Annotated in this window: 14 protein-coding genes, 1 tRNA gene and 1 pseudogene; 2 read left to right on the top strand and 14 right to left on the bottom strand. The window is 61.6% G+C overall.

Annotation, left to right across the window (positions count from 1 at the left end; genetic code table 11):
- Positions 1-305 precede the first annotated feature (305 nt).
- Positions 306-1,097 carry an AAC(3)-IV family aminoglycoside N-acetyltransferase gene (aac(3)-IV, locus tag FB009_RS13155; RefSeq protein WP_011976343.1) on the top strand — a complete coding sequence of 264 codons (792 nt, stop codon included), beginning with the start codon at positions 306-308 and terminating at the stop codon, positions 1,095-1,097.
- Here aac(3)-IV and FB009_RS13150 read toward each other — a convergent pair.
- Together FB009_RS13150 and FB009_RS13145 are read right to left on the bottom strand one after the other, a co-directional pair.
- Positions 1,082-1,413 (bottom strand): annotated as a pseudogene (locus tag FB009_RS13150) (helix-turn-helix domain-containing protein). The gene aac(3)-IV and the pseudogene FB009_RS13150 sit on opposite strands and share 16 nt — an antisense overlap.
- Positions 1,414-1,668: 255 nt before the next feature.
- Positions 1,669-1,744 (bottom strand) — tRNA-Ile (locus FB009_RS13145).
- A 148-nt stretch (positions 1,745-1,892) separates the two neighbouring features.
- Here FB009_RS13145 and FB009_RS13140 point away from each other — a divergent pair.
- Positions 1,893-2,687 carry an SIMPL domain-containing protein gene (locus FB009_RS13140; protein ID WP_011976345.1) on the top strand — a complete coding sequence of 265 codons (795 nt, stop codon included), beginning with the start codon at positions 1,893-1,895 and terminating at the stop codon, positions 2,685-2,687.
- Positions 2,688-2,879: 192 nt separating this feature from the next.
- Here the strand turns inward: FB009_RS13140 and FB009_RS13135 are convergent, their stop codons facing one another.
- The 12 genes from FB009_RS13135 to dnaG all read right to left on the bottom strand — a co-directional run bounded on the left by FB009_RS13135 (position 2,880) and on the right by dnaG (position 15,107).
- A complete protein-coding gene (locus tag FB009_RS13135; RefSeq protein WP_011976346.1) occupies positions 2,880-3,233 on the bottom strand; it encodes a hypothetical protein in 354 nt (117 codons plus the stop codon).
- 138 nt (positions 3,234-3,371) lie between these two features.
- Complete coding sequence (locus FB009_RS13130) at positions 3,372-3,776, bottom strand: ketosteroid isomerase-related protein (RefSeq protein ID WP_011976347.1); 405 nt, start codon at positions 3,774-3,776, stop codon at positions 3,372-3,374.
- 93 nt (positions 3,777-3,869) lie between these two features.
- A complete protein-coding gene (locus tag FB009_RS13125; RefSeq protein WP_011976348.1) occupies positions 3,870-4,292 on the bottom strand; it encodes a secondary thiamine-phosphate synthase enzyme YjbQ in 423 nt (140 codons plus the stop codon).
- A 35-nt stretch (positions 4,293-4,327) separates the two neighbouring features.
- The gene (locus FB009_RS13120) at positions 4,328-4,681 is read right to left on the bottom strand and encodes a DUF1428 domain-containing protein (protein ID WP_011976349.1); all 354 of its coding nucleotides are present in this window, start codon (positions 4,679-4,681) and stop codon (positions 4,328-4,330) included.
- A 113-nt stretch (positions 4,682-4,794) separates the two neighbouring features.
- Positions 4,795-5,364 carry a transglycosylase SLT domain-containing protein gene (locus tag FB009_RS13115; protein WP_011976350.1) on the bottom strand — a complete coding sequence of 190 codons (570 nt, stop codon included), beginning with the start codon at positions 5,362-5,364 and terminating at the stop codon, positions 4,795-4,797.
- A 224-nt stretch (positions 5,365-5,588) separates the two neighbouring features.
- Positions 5,589-5,882: a GYD domain-containing protein gene (locus FB009_RS13110; RefSeq protein WP_011976351.1), complete on the bottom strand. Its 294-nt coding sequence runs from the start codon at positions 5,880-5,882 to the stop codon at positions 5,589-5,591.
- Between the two features lie 270 nt (positions 5,883-6,152).
- On the bottom strand, positions 6,153-8,207 hold the full coding sequence (gene rpoD, locus FB009_RS13105) for an RNA polymerase sigma factor RpoD (protein WP_011976352.1): 2,055 nt from the start codon (positions 8,205-8,207) through the stop codon (positions 6,153-6,155).
- An 89-nt stretch (positions 8,208-8,296) separates the two neighbouring features.
- The gene (locus FB009_RS32710; RefSeq protein ID WP_162142224.1) at positions 8,297-8,545 is read right to left on the bottom strand and encodes a hypothetical protein; all 249 of its coding nucleotides are present in this window, start codon (positions 8,543-8,545) and stop codon (positions 8,297-8,299) included.
- A gap of 109 nt (positions 8,546-8,654) precedes the next feature.
- Complete coding sequence (gene tdh, locus FB009_RS13095) at positions 8,655-9,689, bottom strand: L-threonine 3-dehydrogenase (protein WP_011976353.1); 1,035 nt, start codon at positions 9,687-9,689, stop codon at positions 8,655-8,657.
- Positions 9,690-9,729: 40 nt separating this feature from the next.
- On the bottom strand, positions 9,730-10,917 hold the full coding sequence (locus FB009_RS13090; RefSeq protein WP_011976354.1) for a glycine C-acetyltransferase: 1,188 nt from the start codon (positions 10,915-10,917) through the stop codon (positions 9,730-9,732).
- A gap of 221 nt (positions 10,918-11,138) precedes the next feature.
- Complete coding sequence (recQ, locus tag FB009_RS13085; protein ID WP_024324107.1) at positions 11,139-12,989, bottom strand: DNA helicase RecQ; 1,851 nt, start codon at positions 12,987-12,989, stop codon at positions 11,139-11,141.
- A 102-nt stretch (positions 12,990-13,091) separates the two neighbouring features.
- Complete coding sequence (gene dnaG / locus FB009_RS13080; protein ID WP_011976356.1) at positions 13,092-15,107, bottom strand: DNA primase; 2,016 nt, start codon at positions 15,105-15,107, stop codon at positions 13,092-13,094.
- Positions 15,108-15,112 lie beyond the last annotated feature (5 nt).

Below are 15,112 nucleotides of genomic sequence, written 5' to 3'. Positions count from 1 at the left end.
ATGCATCGAAATCTCGTTCACCCAGCCCTCTTCCACCCCTTAGGGCAATCACACCTCGGTCCGCAGAGCGGATAGCCAGTGTGCGCGGTTTTCAGCCCAGATGCAGCCATGCATGAACATGCTTGAAAAGGCGGAACATGGCAACCGATGCCGCTTATAGCTCCCAAGGGGAACCTGAAAGCGCCGACGGAGCTCCCCATTATTGTTCCACGCCCGCCTCAACGCTATTTTCAACGCGTTCGAAGCCGATACCGTGAGCAAGCGCTGTCAGAACACCAATTAAAGTGGACTCATCCGGTACAACCATGACGCAACGTGAATGGCGCATTTCGGAACTCGTCAATCAACTCCTCACCCTCGGGGTGAAGCCCGGAGGCGTTCTTGTCGTTCACTCTTCGTTTCGCAGCGTCCGGCCGGTCGAAGGCGGTCCGGCCGGCATGATCGCCGCTCTGCGCACCGCCATCGGCCCGGAAGGCACGCTCGTCATGCCCTCCTGGTCGGGCCTTGACGACGAGCCATTCGAGCCGGCGACGACCTCAGCAACATCGGATCTGGGAATACTCGCCGATACTTTCTGGCGTCTTGAGGGTGTGGTGCGCAGCGACCATCCGTTCGCCTTTGCAGCGGCGGGACCGCTTGCCGCACGCATCACATCGGACCCCCTGCCCCTGCCCCCGCATTGTCCCCCCAGTCCGATAGGGCGTATCCATGAACTCGACGGACAGGTGATACTCCTCGGCGTCGGACACGATTCGAACACCACCTTGCATCTCGCCGAGCTGATGTCCAAGGTTCCTTATGGAGTGCCGAGACACTGCACGATCGTCGAAAATGGCAGCCGGGTCCGCATTGCCTATCTGGAGAATGATCACTGTTGCCAGAACTTCAGCCTGGCCGACGTCTGGTTGAGGCGAAACGGCCTCCAGAAGGAGGGGCAGATCGGCAACGCCCATGCCCGCCTGGTCCGCTCACGCGACATCGTGAAAATCGCAATGGAACAATTGGCCCACGACCCGCTCGTCTTCCTGCATCCGGCAGAAGTGGCGTGCGAAGAATGCGATGCAGCACGCCAGTCGATCGGCTATGGGCGTTCGTGAGAGCCTTTCGGCGCCGGATCACGCTCGCTCTCAGTTTTCTTTATCGTCCCCGGCACGAAACCCACCCCAAAGCCGAATAGACGGCCATTTTTTCCAATGTCTCCAATGTCGGGTTCGCTGTGCCGGCTTCGATTTCGGCAACCTGCCTCCTGGTGAGCGCCAGCATCTTCGCAAACTCCTCTTGCGTCATGCCGAAGCCCTTGCGAATTTCAGCAACGGCATGGGGCAAGCGCAGCTCACCGCTGCGCGCACGGTTCGCCAGATCGCGTCGATTTTCCAGGACTTCTTCTTTGGTCGGCTTCTTCCAGCGGGGCATCAGCGGTCTCCGTTCCGGCTCAGGATAGCGACACCAGAACGCTCTCGGCGATTTCCGCGCAGCGCCCCATGCCGCGATCAACGCAGGAATGGCGCAGCAGCACTATACGAAGCCGTGCGGACCCGAGCGCATCATCGATTCAGGTTTCGAGCGCTGCAAGACATATGTGGCCCGGGAGGTTTCGCTTTCGCCTAAGCAGAATTCCGGCGAGACAGACCCGGGAAAATGAAGGAAAAACGACGTTCAATGAGGGAATGGTGGGCCCGGAGGGACTCGAACCCCCAACCAAGCGGTTATGAGCCGCCGGCTCTAACCATTGAGCTACAGGCCCTGCCGTCCTCGTGGTCGGCGGTTGCGGACCAATGGCAGTCCGCAGTGCTGGCTCTAGCCTAAATCTTTTTGGCCGACAAGCCATTGCCGCAATAGCTACACAATCGGTAAGCATGGAATCAGCGACAAACAACCGGAGAGAAACCCCGATGAGCTCTACACGCATTGCCCGCACCGTACATGTCGCAGCAGTTGCAGCCGCATTTGCTGGGGCCTTCGCGGCGGCAGCAGCCGCTCAAGACAGTGCCGCCGGCAAGGATGGCAAGGGAGACGGAAAGGGGCGTCCGGATGCCGTCCGGGGCCGCCAGGCGGTCATCAAGGTTTCCGGGGAAGGCCGTTCGACGACTGCGCCGGACATGGCGGTTCTGCAGCTCAGCGTAGTCAAAGACGCAAAAACGGCGCGCGAGGCGCTCGATGCCAACAACAAGGCGATGGCGGACGTGCTCTCGGCATTGAAGCAGGCCGGGATCGCCGAGCGCGACCTTCAGACGAGCGGCTTTTCGATCAATCCGCAATATCACTATCCTCAGAACAATGACGGCGGTAATCGGCCACCGGAACTGGTGGGCTACCAGGTCGTCAACGGCGTCGGTGTTCGCGTGCGGGATCTGGGGCAGCTCGGCGAGATCCTCGACAAATCCGTAAGCCTCGGCGTCAATCAGGGCGGCGGCATCGAGTTCACCAACGACAAGCCGGAAGCCGTGATCACGGAGGCCCGCAAGGCCGCGGTCGCCGATGCAATCAACAAGGCAAGGGTTCTGGCAGAGGCGGCCGGCGTCTCGCTCGGCCGTCTGATTGAAATTTCGGAACAGCCCTCCCGGCCCGAGCCGATTCCCGTCGTGCGAAGCATGGCCAAGGAATTTGCCGCCGATTCGGTTCCCATCGCAACGGGCGAGAATGCCTACAACGTCAACGTCAACGTGACATTCGCCATCGACCAGTAGCGCTGTGCTTGATCACGATATTCCAGGTCGGATCGATCTAAAACATCGTGATTGATTTCAAAGCGTTGAGACGCGGGGTGCCGGCGGAAAGCCGCATGCATTCTTCCTTGCGCAAAACTAAGGAGCCCCCACGCCGAGGCGTGAGGGCTCCTTTTCCGTCAGCCGGGGGAGACAAGACGGAAATTCGGGCTTTTACCAGCGGCCGATGACCGGGCATCCGCGGGCATTGGCGAACACGATGGCCTGGCGGTGGCCGCGGCGGCGGCCTTCGACGACGACGCGGCGGCCCGTTACGTCCGCGACATAGGCGCGGCGAAGGCCACGGTCGCGTGCCTTCTCGACGGCGAGACCGGGTGCACAGCGACCACGGCGGTCACGGCGGTCGTAGTGCCCGCGGCCCCGCCAGTCGTCGTGACGGTCGTAATCGCGATACTGGACGCCACCCGGGCCGATTTCGAGGGTGAGCGACTGGGCAGAGGCAGTGGAAACCAGACCGGTCAATCCGATCACGGCGGCAATGGCGGCATTAACGAGGAACTTCTTCATGGTTTTTCTCCGGTGGGACGAAGCGGTTCTGCTTGACTGTTGAGGCAAAAATAGCCCGGCCAAACTGAACGGCACCGGAACTGTCCGTTCATGCGGTATTCAGGTTGATCCCGCCCTGCCACGCACTACGAATCGTGTTCAGCCCGCGAGTTCCCGCTCGAAGAGCCGGATGTTACGATATTGGCTGAGCCGCGTGATCAGGCCGTCCTCGATCTCGAAGACAAAGACGCTCGCGATGGAATAGGCCTGACCGGAGGCGTCGGGAAAGCCGGCCAAAGTCTCGCGGTAAGTGCCGCGCGCGGTCGTGTCCGCAGCCACGCGCTGGCCGGCGGCGTCTCGCATCAGCACGATGTCACTCAAGCTCTCGTCGAAATGGCGCAGATAGTTCATCATCCAGCTCCTGAGCGAGCCGGCACCGAGGGTTCGCTCTCCGCTGAGCGAGTCGAACGCAACGTCCTCGTCGACGAGGCGGGAAAGCGCGTCGAAGTCGCGATCGTTCAGGGCTTCCATGAAACGGCTGGCTATCGTCTGGGCGTCTGTCATTTTCTCCTCCGAAACCGGCCCCGCTTCCACTCTACGCAGAATGCCTGCCGCGCCGAAAGAGAAAACGGCAGCGGCGAACGGTTGCCTCGATCCTCAACTGCCGATGTGCAGAACGATCTCGCGACGGTGCGGCCGGTCACGGTGCTCAAAGAGATAAAGCCCCTGCCAGGTTCCAAGCGCCAGGCGCCCCTTCATGATGGGGACGCCGAGCGACACCTGTGTCAGTGCCGACTTGATATGGGCGGGCATGTCGTCCGGCCCCTCCATCCTGTGCACGATCCAGTCCATCGAGGGATCGGAAGACGGCGGTACCAACCGGTGGAAGAATGCACCCAGGTCACGTTTCACGTCCGGGTCGGCATTCTCCTGGATGATCAGCGAAGCCGAGGTATGGCGCACAAAAACCGTGAGCAGTCCCTCGGCCACGCCGGTGGCGCGCACGAATTCGCCGGCCTCGGCTGTGAACTCGTAAAGCCCCTGCCCCGTCGTCGACATGGTGATGACGGTCTGCGCCATTCTCACCCCACTTTACCCTTTGAACAGGAAAGGCTCTAAAGTTCGAGAAAGGCCTCGAACCCGCCATAGATCAGGCGCTTGCCATCGAAAACATCCTTCCACGCGTCACCCTGGAGCCTGGGATCCGCCATGACCTTGGCGACGATCGCGTCGCGGTCCTGCCGCGACCGGTAGACGATCCATGAAAAGACGACCGTCTCGTCGTCCGTCGCCTGAACCGCACGCGGGAAGGAAGTGAGTTCGCCGCGGGGAACGTCGTCGCCGATGCATTCGACGTAATTGAGCGCGCCATGCTCCTTCCAGACCGCACCCGCCTCGCTGGCCATCTTCTTGTATGCCTCCAGATTGGCCGTCGGCACTGCTACGATAAAACCATCCACATAGGCCATTTTCGTCTCCTCCATTCTTTGAAAGACAATACAAGGACGATCCAGGGGTACAGATTCCGACGGGGAGGCGACATTTTAATGGCTGGCTTAACGGCTTGCGTCATCCGCCCGGGTCACGAATTGCAGCCGCGCAATTGGCGCGCGTAGACAGCGGCCATGCCGGACGCCCGTTTGGCGCCCGCCTTCGCCGTGGCGCTCCAGTTGCCGCGGGCATAACCGCTGTGGCCGTGGTAATAGGCGATATAGAGTCTGTACGTGTCGTTCAGGGCAATGCCGTTCCGCTTGTGGCTCTGATTGTGGTACCAGGCGATAAAGCGGATCGCGTCCCCGAAATCCGACCGGCGTGCCGTCCATCGGCCCGTTTCTGCCTGATATCGCGCCCAGGTGCCGTCAAGCGCCTGCGAATATCCATAGGCCGAGGAAATCCTTGTCCACGGAATGAAGCCGAGGAGTTTCGTCCGCGGCGGCTTGGCATTATGGCGGAAGCCGGACTCCGTATAGACCGTCGCCATCAGCACCGGAACGGGCACGCCATATTCACGCTCTGCCGCATAGGCAGCCCGGCGCCAATTGTTGAAAAGATTGTCTCGCTGCTCGAAAACCGCACAGGCGTTCCGGGTCTCTCTCGGCACCGTTCCGCAGCCGGCCAACAACAGGAGGACGACGACAAAAACGCAACGCATCGCGGAACCTCTCGTTTGCGAGAGATTGATAAAATGTAAATGTTAAGGATCGGTTTTTATGCGATGGCCGATTACCAGGCTGTGGGACATGCCGCGAACGCCCAAACCCCTGAGGAACTGAAGGGGTTCCTTCGCCCCGCTTGCGGGGAGAAGGTGGCCGCCAGGCCGGATAAGGCCGAAGGGCTTTCCGAACGGAAGCCGTACACTCTTTTCCTTGTCCCGCTCTATCCCAGCGTACCGATAAGTTCGCGGTAAGCCGCCTCGGGGAAGGCCTTCAGAGTACGGGTTCGGACGTTTCCGTTCATGCCGAGCGTCAAGGCAAAACGCGCAGCGACCGCATCGTCCGGCGCTTCGCAGATCGCCACCAGGTCATGTTCGCCCATCGTCAGGTAGACGTCCTTGAAGGACCCGCCCATATCCTCGAGCACCTTCTTGGCCGCATCGAGCCGCTTCGGCGACTCGCGTACGTTCCGGATCCCCTGCTCGGTCCAATTGAGAAGCACGACGTAAGTGGTCATCTCACACCTCCCGCAAAGCATCCCGCCTTCGGTCGAAGGCGTCCAAGATGCTCTTATCTGAAAAGGTTGGCGCGCATTCGCGCGTTCATGCGCGGCCTCGGGACGCCGTACTCCCGGCGATGGGAACGAGCGACCTTCACTGCCGCAAGGCGCAAAGTATAAAGCATTTCGAGGAAATCGGCGTACGGTTTCGCGCCGGGAAATCGAGTAGAGCGGAAATGAAAAAGCCGGGCGCTAGGCCCGGCTTCGTCATCATGAAACTTCCTGGGATCAGCTGTCCAGGAACGAGCGCAGCTTGCGCGAGCGGCTCGGATGCTTGAGCTTGCGCAGCGCCTTGGCTTCGATCTGCCGGATGCGTTCGCGGGTGACCGAGAACTGCTGGCCGACTTCTTCCAGCGTGTGGTCGGTGTTCATGCCGATGCCGAAACGCATGCGCAGCACACGCTCCTCTCTCGGCGTGAGCGAGGCGAGCACGCGAGTCGTCGTCTCTCTGAGGTTCGCCTGAATGGCCGCGTCGATCGGCAGCAGCGCATTCTTGTCCTCGATGAAATCGCCGAGATGCGAATCTTCCTCGTCGCCAACGGGGGTTTCGAGCGAGATCGGCTCTTTGGCGATCTTCAGAACCTTGCGCACCTTCTCGAGCGGCATTGCGAGCTTTTCCGCCAGTTCCTCCGGCGTCGGCTCGCGGCCGATCTCGTGAAGCATCTGGCGCGAGGTACGGACGATCTTGTTGATCGTCTCGATCATGTGCACCGGGATGCGGATCGTGCGGGCCTGGTCGGCGATCGAACGGGTGATCGCCTGTCGGATCCACCAGGTCGCATAGGTCGAGAACTTGTAGCCGCGGCGGTATTCGAATTTGTCAACCGCCTTCATGAGGCCGATATTGCCTTCCTGGATGAGATCGAGGAACTGAAGCCCGCGGTTCGTGTACTTCTTGGCGATCGAAATCACGAGACGGAGGTTTGCCTCGACCATTTCCTTCTTGGCAATGCGTGCTTCGCGCTCGCCCTTCTGCACCATGGACACGATGCGGCGGAATTCGGCGATGGAAATGCCGGTCTCCGTCGCGAGATTCTGGATCTCCTGGCGGATGTCGCGGATCGTCTGGTTCTCCGCCCTGGCAAACTCCTTCCAGCCTTTGCCCGCGAGATTGCTGATCGACTTCATCCAGTTCGGATCGAGCTCGGCGCCGGAATACTGCTCCAGGAAAGCCTCGCGCTTGACACCATAGGATTCGGCCAGGCGCAGCAGCCTGCCCTCGTTCTGCGTCAGGCGCTTGGAGATGTCGTAAAGCTGCTCGACCAGAGCGTCGATGCGGTTCTGGTTGAGCGACAGCGACTTCACCGCCTTGATCAGCTCGTCCTTCAGTTCCTTATAGCGGCGCTCCTGTGCCGGCGACAGAGTTCCGGTCGCGGCAAGGCGCGCCTCGACCTGCTGGTCCTGCAGCTTGCGGAGCTTCTTGTAAGTCTCGGCGATGACGTCCAGCGTCTCCATCACCTGCGGGCGCAGTTCCGCTTCCATCGCGGCGAGCGAGAGGTTCGACTCGTCGTCGTCGTCCTCCTCTTCCTCGGCGGGCTGGCCTTCGCCGCCGACATTGGTGATGTCGTCGTCGTTGGCCGCAGCGCGAGTCTTGCGGACCTTTTCCTTCTCTTCTGCCGCCTTGCGGTCGGCTTCGATCTTTTCCGGGCTCTGAAACTGCGGAGCAGCCTTGGCTTCCGGGCCGGAATAGGTCGTCTCGAGATCGATGATCTCGCGCAGCAGCGTCTGGCCTTCGTTCAATTCGTCGCGCCAGATAATCAACGCCTGGAAAGTAAGCGGGCTCTCACAGAGCCCGGCGATCATCGTTTCACGGCCAGCCTCGATGCGCTTGGCAATGGCGATTTCGCCTTCGCGCGACAATAGCTCGACCGAGCCCATCTCGCGCAGATACATGCGCACGGGATCGTCGGTACGGTCGGTCGGCTCTTTTTTCTTGCTGGTCGCAAGCGCGGTGCCGCTGGCAGGCGCGAGTTCGCCGCCTTCGCTTTCAGCATCGTCGCTGCTGTCATCGTCGTCACTGCCACCAGCTTCCTCGGCTTCTTCGTCTTCGATGACGTTGATGCCCATGTCGGAAAGCATGGACATCGTGTCCTCGATCTGCTCGGAAGTCACTTCCTCGGAAGGCAGAACGGAGTTTAGCTCGTCCATCGTCACATAGCCGCGCTTCTTGGCGGCCTTGATCATCTTCTTGACAGCGTCGTCGGAAAGATCGAGAAGCGGACCGTCCGGCGCACCTTCACGTTCAACGTCGGCTTCTTCGTTTTCTTTGACTTTTGTTGCCATTTAATTCGTCGCTTTCCTTGTCGCAACCGGCCGGCGCCCGGTAATCAATGCCACTCGGAGGTCCGGGCACGCCGCGTACCCGCCACCGATTATTTCCCCTGACGTAACGGGATGATATTTAATTCCTGATTAACCACGACAGCGATCGCGGTGAACGGGCAAGCCTCGACAGTCCTGCCACTGAAACGTCCCTGGCATGATTTCCTATCCGCCGTACCATGTCGCCATTTCTGCTCGAAATGGTGATTCCCAGAATTTTTGATCCCGTCAAGCGTTTCCAGCGAAAAACCGCCTAAATCGGCAAAAAACGCTATTGTACGGGATTTGCGGCTGTACATCAGCTTTCGCTCAACATGTAGGAGCGCCCCACAGAAAGACAAGGGCCGCTCCTCCATCCGAGCACACTACATCAAGGAAATCGGCCCAGATGGTGCCCGGGCGCGCTGCCTACCAGTCCATCACGACCTTGCCGGAATTGCCAGAGCGCATCGCTTCGAAGCCGTCACCAAACTCGTCGATGCCGATGCGGTGCGTGATTATCTGTGAAAGGTCAAGCCCGCCCTGGACGAAGGCGATCATCTTGTACCAGGTCTCGAACATCTCTCGACCATAGATGCCCTTCAGATTGAGCATCTTGAAGATCACCTTGTTCCAGTCGATTTCGAAGCCCGCCGGCGCAATGCCGAGGATTGCGATCTTGCCGCCATTGTTCATCTTGTCGATCATGTCGCGAAAGGCGGGTGCGGCACCCGACATTTCCAGGCCGACATCGAAGCCCTCGGTCATGCCGATCACCCGCATCACATCGGCGAGATTTTCCTTCGATGCGTCGACGACATAGTCGATACCGACCTTGCGCGCGAGATCGAGGCGGACCGGATTGATGTCGGTGATCACGACCTTGCGGGCACCGCACCGCTTGGCAACCAAAGCCCCCATGATGCCGATCGGCCCAGCGCCGGTGACAAGCACGTCTTCGCCGACGAGATCGAAGGAGAGCGCTGTGTGCACAGCGTTGCCGAAGGGATCGAAGATCGCGGCGATCTCGTCGGGAACGTCGTCCGGGATCGACACGACATTATATTCCGGCAGACACACGAATTCGGCGAAGGAGCCGGGACGGTTGACGCCGACGCCGAGGGTGTTGCGGCAGAGATGCCCCCTGCCGGCGCGGCAATTGCGGCACTTGCCGCAAACGATGTGGCCCTCTCCGGAAACCCGCTCGCCGACATGATGCTTCGTCACGGCCGGCCCGACCTCGACGATTTCGCCCATGAATTCGTGCCCGACGACCATCGGCACGGGAATCGTTTTCTGCGCCCATTGATCCCAGTTCCAGATATGGACATCGGTGCCGCAGATCGCCGATTTCCTGACGCGGATCAGAACATCATTCGGCCCGACTTCCGGGACCGGCACCCGCTCCATCCAGAGCCCCACCTCGGGCCTGGTCTTTACGAGTGCCCTCATCATATTGGTCATTGCTCGCTCCTCCGCGTTGCGCGGGACCCCCGTTCGCCCCTTAAATCACGTTCAACTCTCGGCCCACCTCCTCGAAGACGGCTATGGCGCGGCGGATATCCGCTTCGCTGTGCGCGGCGGACATCTGCGTGCGAATGCGCGCCTGTCCTTTCGGCACGACCGGGAAGGAGAAGCCGATGACGTATACGCCCTTCTCAAGCATGCGTGCGGCCATCTCCTGCGCGAGCGCCGCATCCCCGAGCATGACAGGAATAATCGGATGGCCCTCGCCGGCGAGCGTGAAGCCGAGCCTGGACATCTCTGCCCGGAAAAGCGCCGCGTTTGCGGAAAGCCGTTCGCGCAGCGCATCCCCGTTTTCGATCAGCTCGAAGACCTTGAGGGAAGCGGCGGCGATGACGGGCGCGAGCGTGTTGGAGAAGAGATAGGGCCGCGAGCGCTGGCGCAGCCATTCGACGAGCTCGGCCTTTGCCGACGTATACCCGCCCGAAGCGCCGCCAAGCGCCTTGCCGAGCGTGCCGGTAATGATGTCGACCCGGCCCTCCACCCCGCAATGCTCGGCAGAGCCGCGCCCATGCCTGCCGACGAAACCGACCGCATGGCTGTCGTCCACCATGACCATCGCACCGTATTTCTCGGCGAGATCGCAGACGCCCGCGAGATTGGCGATGATGCCGTCCATCGAGAAGACGCCGTCGGTGGCGATCATCTTGAAGCGGCTGCCTTCCGCCTTCTTCAGCTCTTCTTCCAGCGCCGCCATGTCGTTATTGGCATAGCGGAAGCGCTTGGCCTTGGAGAGACGCACGCCATCGATGATCGAAGCATGGTTCAGCGCATCGGAGATGATCGCGTCGTCCTCGCCGAGCAGCGTCTCGAACAGACCGCCATTGGCATCGAAGCAGGAGGAATAGAGAATCGTGTCCTCCATGCCGAGGAAGGAGGATATGCGCGCTTCGAGCTCCTTGTGCTCCTCCTGCGTGCCGCAGATGAAGCGCACCGACGCCATGCCGTAGCCATAACGGTCGAGGGCCTTCTTCGCCGCGTCTGCAAGCTCCTCGTTGCCGGCAAGCCCGAGATAGTTGTTGGCACAGAAATTCAGGACACGCTGACCGGAAGCGACTTCGATTTCGCCCGACTGCTTTGAGGTGATGACACGCTCGGATTTGTAGAGACCGGCCTGCTTCAGGCCTTCAAGTTCCGAGCTGAGATGGGAGAGGAAGGCCTTGGTCATGGCTGAGTGCTCGCAATCGATGGAAATCACCAGCTAGAGGACTAACACGGTGGCACTTTTCATGGAATCTGTTTCCGACGCCACGTGCTGATGCCCCTCACCCTAACCCTCTCCCCGCGTGCAGGGAGCGGGGACGAGCACGACGCTGGCGCTGGTCTCCTTCGCCCCGCTTGCGGGAGAAGGTGCCGGCAGGCGGATGGAGGGCGGATGATCACTCGACGTCAGCCCTCGAAAGCCTCGATCACCGCGAGGAAAGCCTGTCCGTACCTCTCCCGCTTGGTCTCTCCGATACCGGGGACGCCCAGGAGATCGTCGAAATCGCGCGGTCGGCGCTTGGCAAGCGCAATCAAGGTAGCGTCCGGGAAGACGACATAGGGCGGCACGTCCATCTCGCGGGCGATAGTAAGACGCTCGGAGCGAAGCCGCTCAAACAACTCGAGATCGGAGCCCGCGAGGTCGGACCGCTCTCGCGTCGCCTTCTGGCCGCGCGCCGCCTTACCGGAACTCGGGCGGTCCTTGCGGAAGAGCACCTGCCGCTCGCGGCGGAAGACGCTGCGTGCCTCAGGCTCGAGTTTCAATGCCCCGAAGGCGCCGTGATCCACGGAGATGAGCCCCGCGGCGAGCAGTTGGCGGAAGATGGATTGCCAGGTGCGCGCCGGCAGGTCCTTGCCGGCCCCGAACACCGGCATGTCGACATGCCCGAAGCGCTCGGTCTTTTCGTTCACGCTGCCCATAAGTACATCGATCAGATGGCCGGTTCCGAAACGCTCGCCGGTCCTGTAAACGGCCGCGAGCGCCTTGATCGCCGCTTCCGTACCGTCCCAGGTCTCGACCGGTTTCAGGCAGGTGTCGCAATGGCCGCACCCGCCCGGATGCGCTTCGCCGAAATGCGCGAGGACCGCCTGGCGCCGGCAGCCTGCCGTCTCGCAAATTGCAAGCAGCGAATTGAGTTTCGCCCGCTCAATTCTCTTGACCTCCTCGGGCGCACCGCCCTCGTCGATCATTCGCCGGCGCTGGATGACGTCGGCCATGCCATAGGCCATCCACACTTCCGAAGGCAGCCCGTCGCGCCCGGCCCTCCCCGTCTCCTGGTAATAAGCCTCCACCGAACCTGGCAGATCCAGATGGGCAACGTAGCGCACATCCGGTTTGTCGATTCCCATACCGAAGGCGACGGTTGCGACGAGGCACAAATTCTCCTCCTTGAGGAAAGCGTCCTGATGCGCGTCACGCAACGCCCTGTCCATGCCGGCGTGATAGGGGAGCGCACGAATCCCCTGCGTATTCAGCCATTCCGCCGTGTCCTCGACCTTCGCGCGAGAGAGGCAATAAACGATGCCGCTTGCATCCTTGAAGCGCGACAGGAAGCGCAGCAATTGCTGGCGCGGCTGATCGCGCTCCACGATCTCATAGGCGATGTTCGGGCGGTCGAAACTGGAGGTGAAAACCCGCGCCGCGCCAAGTGCCAGGCGCTCGATCAGGTCGGCGCGTGTGTGCGGATCCGCGGTGGCCGTGAGCGCGATGCGCGGTACGTTCGGGAAGCGTTCGGCGAGGCAGCCGAGGCCGCGATATTCCGGGCGAAAGTCATGTCCCCATTGCGAAACGCAATGGGCCTCGTCGATCGCGAAAAGAGCAATTTCGGCACCGGCGATCATTTCGGCGAAACCATCGGTGACGGCGCGTTCCGGCGTCACATAGATGAGGTCCAGAGTGCCGGTCGAAAGCGAACGGCGAACGGCAATCGCCTCCTCCCGCGTCAGGGAGGAATTGAGGGCGGCCGCCCGGACGCCGAGCTGCTTGAGCGCCTCCACCTGATCGCGCATCAAAGCGATCAGCGGCGAAACGACGACGCCGACGCCGCCACGGCAGAGCGCCGGAATCTGGAAGCAGAGCGATTTGCCCGCCCCGGTCGGAAAAAGCACGACGGCATCGCCGCCGGCAACCACATGCTCGATGACCTCCTGCTGCTGACCGCGGAAGGTGGAATAGCCGTAAATGCGTTTCAAGAGATCGAGCGGATTGCGGACGCCTTCCGTTTCGAACAGGCAGGCGGTGCTGTGGCTTTCGGGCATGGAATCGCTTTCGTCGGTGCGTACAATATGGCGTCGCGGGTGCTCGCGTGTAAACCACAGGCAGCATTCCGCTAGCCTGCTGACTCGCCGCACGACAGATGATTACCGCGCCGCAGGCCCCTTCACCCTCCCCGAAAGCACGCCGAAGCCTTCGATGATTGCTTCGAGCTTGTCCATCCGGTGAAGCTCCAGCTGTACTTCCTCCATGGCGCGCACGAGCCGCTGCCCTTGATCGGCGTCTTCGGAGGCCGTGGCTTCTGCGATTTCGCGTTCGAGTTCCCGTTTCTGCCAAAGCAGCGCCTTCGTCCGCCGGTGAAGGGTCAGGGCCTGGAGATAGCCTTCGCGTGCATCCTCCGGCGCCGCTGCCTCAGTTGCCGTCCAAAGCCGCGCATTTCTAATCTGCTGGTCGAGAGCGCCGATCAACTGGGAAAAACCCTCCGCCTCAAGCTGCTCCAGGAGGGTTTCCCGCGTCAGCCGCAACCCGTTCGCTGCCGCGGCGTTCAGAACCGCGGCCCAGCAGCGCTGCAGGTCACGGTGGTCGAACTCGATCGTGGCGATCTCGTCATATTCGTCGAATAGCAGTTGCGGATGATTGACGATCGTCAATGCGAGCACGCTCTCGCGCAGCACCGGCGGTCGAAGCGAGCCGCCGGCCTTCATCATCTGGTTGAGTTTGGAACTGCCGGCAGTGCCGGCCTCCACGGCCGCGCCCAGGACCGGGTTCGCAGCTCGCGACCAGCCCCTGCCGCCCTGGCGTCCGGCCTGGCCTCCGCCCTGCCTTCCGCCCCGATCGAACGGCCGCCTCTCGCCTCTGAAAGGCGCGCTCCCCTGAAGAAACGCGTTCAGGCGGTCGCGCATGTCCTGCCCGTAGTGGCGGCGCACACTCTCGTCGGCGATGACCGCGCTCACCTGCCGCAGCCGCCCTTCGAGCTCGGCGCGCTTTTCCGGTGTGTCGAAATCGCCGCCCTGCACTTCGCGAAGCCAGACCATGTCGGCGAGCGAGCGGGCATTGGCGAGCACCCTGTCGAAGGGCTCGCGTCCATCCTGGCGCACCACATCGTCGGGGTCCTTGCCCTCCGGCAGCATGGCAAAGCGCACGGAACGGCCCGGTTTCAGATGGGGCAATGCGAGATCGACAGCCCGGTGGGCGGCGCGGATACCGGCGCCGTCGCCATCGAAGCAGAGCACCGGCTGGGCGGTAAGCTTCCACAACAGATCGAGCTGGTTCTCGGTAAGCGCGGTCCCGAGCGGCGCGACGGCATTTTCGATCCCGGCCTGATGAAGCGCGATCACATCCATATAGCCTTCGACGGCAATGATCGTGCCTGCGCCATCGGCGCCCTGCGAGGCACGCCGTGCCCGCGTGAAATTGAAGAGGACATTGCCCTTGTGAAAGAGCTCCGTCTCGTTGGAATTCAGATATTTTGCCGGCGCATCCGGCGACATGGCCCGCCCGCCAAAGGCAATCACCTTCTCGCGCGCGGAAAGGATAGGAAACATGATCCTGTCGCGGAAGCGATCATAGGAAACAGGAATATCCGGTCCGTGAACGACGAGGCCACAGGCCTCGATCTGCTCCTTGCCGATCCCCTTGCCCGCCAGGAACTCCTTCAGCGCGTTTCGGCTGTCGGGTGCAAAGCCGAGGCGGAATGTCTCGATCGTACGGCCGGTCAGCCCGCGCTCGCGCAGATAGGCGCGCGCCTTCGCCCCGGTCGCACTCTGAAGCTGATCCTGAAAGAAGTGCGTCGCAAGTTCCATGACGTCGAGCAGGCTCGTGCGCTCCCGCTCGCGCTGCTCGGCCTGCGGGTCGGGCTGCGGCATCGCGACGCCTGCCATATCGGCGATCTGCTGCACGGCTTCCGGAAAGCTGAGGCCTTCGAGCTCGGTCAGGAAGCGGAAATGGTCGCCGGAAACGCCGCAGCCGAAGCAATGATAGCGGCCTTTGCGGTCCTCGCAGTGAAAACTCGGCGATTTTTCGCCGTGAAAGGGGCAGCAGGCCCAATAATCGCCGCGCGAAACATTGGTCTTGCGCCGATCCCAGGTGACGCGTTTACCGACCACGTCCGAAATGGGGACGCGGTCGCGTATCTCGTCAAGGAAGGACGGTGAAAAGCGCATGGATT

Origin of the sequence: Sinorhizobium medicae (assembly GCF_007827695.1) — a bacterium.
Lineage (GTDB): Bacteria > Pseudomonadota > Alphaproteobacteria > Rhizobiales > Rhizobiaceae > Sinorhizobium > Sinorhizobium medicae.
Note: the sequence above shows the minus strand (reverse complement) of the source record. Positions and strands in the feature narration are given on the sequence as shown.